Origin of the sequence: Dokdonella sp., from assembly GCF_036518555.1 — a bacterium.
Taxonomy (GTDB): domain Bacteria; phylum Pseudomonadota; class Gammaproteobacteria; order Xanthomonadales; family Rhodanobacteraceae; genus Dokdonella_A.
Genome location: NZ_DATDMY010000048.1, coordinates 1 through 4,735, shown reverse-complemented (window position 1 = coordinate 4,735; position 4,735 = coordinate 1). Strand labels below are relative to the sequence as shown.

Annotated in this window: 4 protein-coding genes; 3 read left to right on the top strand and 1 reads right to left on the bottom strand. The window is 71.2% G+C overall.

Features of this window, described 5'->3' with window-relative positions:
- The first annotated feature begins 63 nt into the window (after nt 1–63).
- Nucleotides 64–1,182 (top strand): cyclopropane fatty acyl phospholipid synthase, encoded by a 1,119-nt coding sequence (gene cfa, locus VI238_RS03030; protein ID WP_331648308.1) that lies wholly within the window; start codon nt 64–66, stop codon nt 1,180–1,182.
- A gap of 1 nt (nt 1,183) precedes the next feature.
- Here cfa and VI238_RS03025 read toward each other — a convergent pair whose 3' ends face one another.
- The gene (locus tag VI238_RS03025) at nt 1,184–2,740 is read right to left on the bottom strand and encodes a hypothetical protein (protein WP_331648306.1); all 1,557 of its coding nucleotides are present in this window, start codon (nt 2,738–2,740) and stop codon (nt 1,184–1,186) included.
- Nucleotides 2,741–2,839: 99 nt separating this feature from the next.
- Between VI238_RS03025 and VI238_RS03020 the strand changes: the two genes are divergently transcribed.
- Complete coding sequence (locus VI238_RS03020) at nt 2,840–3,454, top strand: ECF-type sigma factor (RefSeq protein ID WP_331648305.1); 615 nt, start codon at nt 2,840–2,842, stop codon at nt 3,452–3,454.
- A partial coding sequence (locus VI238_RS03015; RefSeq protein WP_331648303.1) for a serine/threonine-protein kinase occupies nt 3,451–4,735 on the top strand: 1,285 nt, incomplete at its 3' end. The genes VI238_RS03020 and VI238_RS03015, both read left to right, overlap by 4 nt.

Genomic DNA, 4,735 nt, shown 5'->3' with positions numbered 1-4,735 from the left:
GGGCTTGATTCAGGCACGCCGTGTCCTGATCTCGGGGCCAGGTCCGCCCATCCCGGTCCCCGTATGAGTACCGCACGCGCACAGCAACGCATCGCCTCCCTGCTGGACGTCGCCGGCGTGGGCATCGGCGGCCGCGCACCGACCGACATCGTCGTGCACGACGACCGGCTCTACTCGCGCGTGCTCGCCCATGGCTCGCTCGGACTCGGCGAAGCCTACATGGACGGCTGGTGGGATGCCGATTCGCTCGACGGCTTCCTGTTCCGCCTGCTCGACGCGCGCCTCGACGAACGCGTCGCCACGCTCGACGATGCCTGGCTGTTCCTCAAGGCGCGCATCGCCAACCCGCAGCGCGGCAAGCGCGCCTACGAAGTCGGCGAGCGCCATTACGACCTCGGCAACGACCTGTTCCGCGCGATGCTCGGCCGCCGCCTCGTCTACAGCTGCGGCTACTGGAACGACGCGGTCGGCCTCGACGCCGCCCAGGTCGCCAAGCTCGATCTCGTGCTGCGCAAGCTCGGCGTGCAGCGAGGCATGCGCGTGCTCGACATCGGCTGCGGCTGGGGCGAAGCGCTCAAGTATGGCGCGGAGCGCTACGGCATCGCGGGCGTCGGCGTGACGATCTCCCACGAGCAGGCGGAGCTCGCCGCGCAGATCTGCGCGGGCCTGCCGATCGAGATCCGCGTGCAGGACTACCACGTGCTCGACGAACGCTTCGACCGCATCTTCTCGATCGGCATGTTCGAGCACGTCGGCGTGAAGAACTACCGCAGGTACTTCGAGGTCGCTCGCCGCTGCCTCGCCGACGACGGCCTGTTCGTGCTGCACACGATCGGCGCGAACGTCTCGTCCAACCACACCGACCCGTGGATCGAGCGCTACATCTTCCCGAACTCGATGGTGCCGTCCGCGGCGCAGATCACGGGTGCGCTAGAGGACCTGTTCGTGATCGAGGACTGGCACAACTTCGGCGCCGACTACGACCGCACGCTGATGGCCTGGCGCGCGAACTTCGACGCCGCGTGGCCGCGCCTGCAGGCGCGCTACGACGAACGCTTCCGGCGCATGTGGCGCTACTACCTGTCCGCGTCCGCGGCGACGTTCCGCGCGCGGCGCAACCAGCTCTGGCAGCTCGTGCTGTCGCCGCGCGGCGTGCGTGGCGGTTATCGCGCGCCGCGCTGAGCTATTCGAGGCCGTCTTCGAAGATCACGTCGAACGCGGGCGACAGCTCGCTCGTATGCCCGGCCGCATCGGTCGCGGTCGCGACGAACGGGATCGCGCTCGCGCCGACCGGCACGAGCAGGGTGATCGTGCGCGGCTGCAGCGCGCTTTGCGCCGGATAACTGTCCTGCGTCAACCAAGCGCCCGCCCCACCGGCGACGTCCGCATGGATGTCGATGCGCAGCGGATACGCGGACGCCGTGGTCGTGCTGTCGACCCGATAGGTCACGGTGAGTTCGTTGCCCTGCTGGCTCGCGGCGATGATCTCGGGCGCGTTCTGCACCGCATTGCTGCCCGTATCGGCGTCGCCGGCATCGTTCGGCGTCGGCCCCGGTGCGCCGATGTCGATGTTCGCGCGGCCGACGCCCCGGTTGTGGTGGACGAGGTTCGCGCGACTGTCGAATGCCTCGCCCGCATTGTTTCCTGCGGCGAAAATGCCGGCGCCTGTATTGAAGGCGACGAGGTTCGCTTCGCCGTCGCCGAAGCCGCCGATCACGAGCGCGCTGCCGTCGCCGCCCTGCACCTGGATGCCGCCGCCGAACTGGGCGCTGGCCGGTTCCGCCCAGCCGTTCGGCAGCGGGCGCTGCCCGCTCCAGTCGCTGCCGACGAAATTGCCCTTGATCTCGAATGAACCGACCGGGCCGCCCGAGCCCAACGACGCCCACACGCCGATGCCCAACGGGCGATTGCCCGAGATCACGTTGCGCATCGCCACGTCCGCACCGCCGATGCGCACGCCCGTGCGCGAACCGACGATGATGCCGCCCCAGTTGTTCGCGGTCCCGTTCGGAATCGGGATCGTGCCGCCCGCATCGGTGCCGATGAGGTTGCCCTCGATCACGACCGGCCCGTTCGTCAGCACGCCGGCACCGCCGTTGCCCGAGAGCAGGTTGCGCTGCCACGGCGACGTACCGCCGATCTGCGCGCTGCTGAAGCCGCAGCGCACCGCGCTGCCGCTGTTGCCGACGCCCGGCAACGCGCTGCCGTCGATCTGCGTGCCGATGAAGTTGCCGTAGAGCGCGAGGTGCGACGCACCGGGCCCGCCGCCGTTGCCGACGATCGCATCGCCGAAACCGTGCATCGCGAGCCCCTGCACGGTCAGCGTCGCCTGCGATCCCTCGATCGCGAAACCGTTGCTGCCGTTGCCGACGATCTCGACCATGAGCTGGGCGTCGAGCCCGCCTTGGTCGGGCGCGTGCGTGGTCGGCACGCTGCCTGGCTGGGTATAACCGTCGACGATCAAGCTACCCGTGATCGCCGGCAGCGCGCTCGCGACGGCGATCGCATGCGGGCCGCTGCCCGGGATCGCGAATGCGATCGTGTTGCTGCCGCCGGCGGCATCGGCATCGAGGATCGCCTGCCGCAGCGAGCCCGGGCCACCGTCGTCGACGTTGACGACCGTGAATACGGCCGCCGACGCCCCGCCCTGCGCGAGCACGAGCACGAACGCGATCGCGCGAAGCCGCCATCGAGGCAGCGCAGAGGGCCGTTGCGCCGTCGCGGCAGCCTTCGTGGACATCCTGCAGACCCGGTTGGCTTGACCCATGTCGGCGCTCCTCCTTGCGAAGGAAACGGAATGCGCGCCCGATCGCGACAGCCGCCCCGCAATCGATGCGCTATGCTGCGGCCAGCGCCGCCTGACGTCGGCGCAGGGGCGATCGACGTGACCGAAGAGCAGTCGCCACTCACCGAATGGCTGCGCGCGGCCGGCAGCGGCGACCGCGAGGCGGGCGGCCGCGCCTACGCCGAGATCTACGCGGAGCTGCGCCGGATTGCCGCGCGGCAGCTCGGCCGCGCGGGCGCACAGGCGACGCTCACGCCGACCGCGCTCGTCAACGAGGCGTTCCTCAAGCTCGCGCGCGGCCGCCTCGATTCGATCAACGACCGCCGCCACTTCTTCAACCTCGCGGCGCGCGCGATGCGCCAGACCGTGGTCGACTACGCGCGCGAACGCCTGGCCGAGAAGCGCGGCGGCGACCTCGTCCGCACCGAACTCGACGACGGCCTGCCCGACATGCACGCCGACGCGCAACGCGCGCTCGCACTCGACCAGGCGCTCGGCGTGCTCGAGCGCCAGGACGCCGAGCTCGCCGAGACCTTCACCTGGCGCATGTTCGGCGGCCTCTCCGCCAAGCAGATCGCGGACCTGCGCGGGGTGACGGAGCGGACCGTACACCGCGACCTCGACCTCGCACGCAACTACCTGCGACTCGCGCTCGGCGGATCGCCGTGAACACGCCGGCCGGCGAGCCGCTGTTCGCACCGGAACGTTGGCGCGAGATGCGCGACCTGCTCGCGCGGCTGGAGGGGCTCGACGCGAACGCGCGCGAAGGGGAGATCGCGCGAATCGCGGGCATCGATGCCGAATTCGCGCGTGCCGCACGCACGCTCATGGACGGCGCGGCGGCGTCGACGGAACGCCTGTGCGAGAGCTTCGACCGCCTGTTCGGGGCCGACGCGCAGATGCCCGCGAACGTCGGCCCGTTCCGCCTGTTGCGCCAGCTCGGCGAAGGCGGCATGGGCACCGTCTACCTCGCCGAACGCAGCGGCGCCGATTTCACCCAGCGCGTCGCGCTCAAGCTGCTCGATCGCGTCGCGTCCGCGCCACGGCTCGCCGCGCGCGAGCGGCGCATCCTCGCCGCGCTCGCGCACCCGAACATCACCGCGTTCGTCGACGCCGGTACCGACGACGGTCGCGCATGGCTCGCGATGGAGTACGTCGACGGCGAACCGCTGCTCGAGGGCTGCGAACACCGCGGCCTCGACGTGCGCGCGCGCGTCGCGCTGTTCGACCAGGTGTGCGCCGCGGTCGCGCACGCGCACGCGCAACTCGTCGTGCACCGCGACCTCAAGCCGTCGAACGTCTACGTGAGCCACGCCGGCGTCGCCAAGCTGCTCGATTTCGGCATCGCCCAGGTGCTGGACCCGAGCGACGACAAGACGCCCGCGACGCGCGTGTTCACGCCCGAATACGCCGCACCCGAGCAACTGCGCGGCGACCGCGTCACGACCGCGACCGACGTCTACGCACTCGGCCTGCTGCTGTACGAGCTCGTCGTCGGCCGCCGCCTGCCGACCGCCGCTCGCGAACGATCGACGGACTGGTCGACCGCCGAGCTCGCGCGCGAGGCGGGCGCCGCCACGCGCGAGGCCGCGGACAGTCGCGACGGCAAGGCGGTCGTCCGGTTGCTGCGCGGCGACCTCGGCCGGATCATCGCCCATGCGCTCGAACCGGCACCCGAGCGGCGCTATGGATCGGTCGCGCTGATGCGCGAGGATCTCGCGCGCTGGCTCGACCATCGCCCGCTCACGCTCGCGCGGCCGGGGCTCGCCTACACGGTCGGACGGTTCGTGCGCCGTAACCGCCTCGCGGTGTCGATCGCCGCCGTGGCCGTGCTCGCGTTGGTCGCCGCGACCGGCGTCGCGCTGTGGCAGGCGCGCGCCCGCGCCGACGAAGCCGAGCGCGCGCTCGCACAGGCGCGCCGCGCCGAAGCGATGCAGCAGTTCCTCTCCG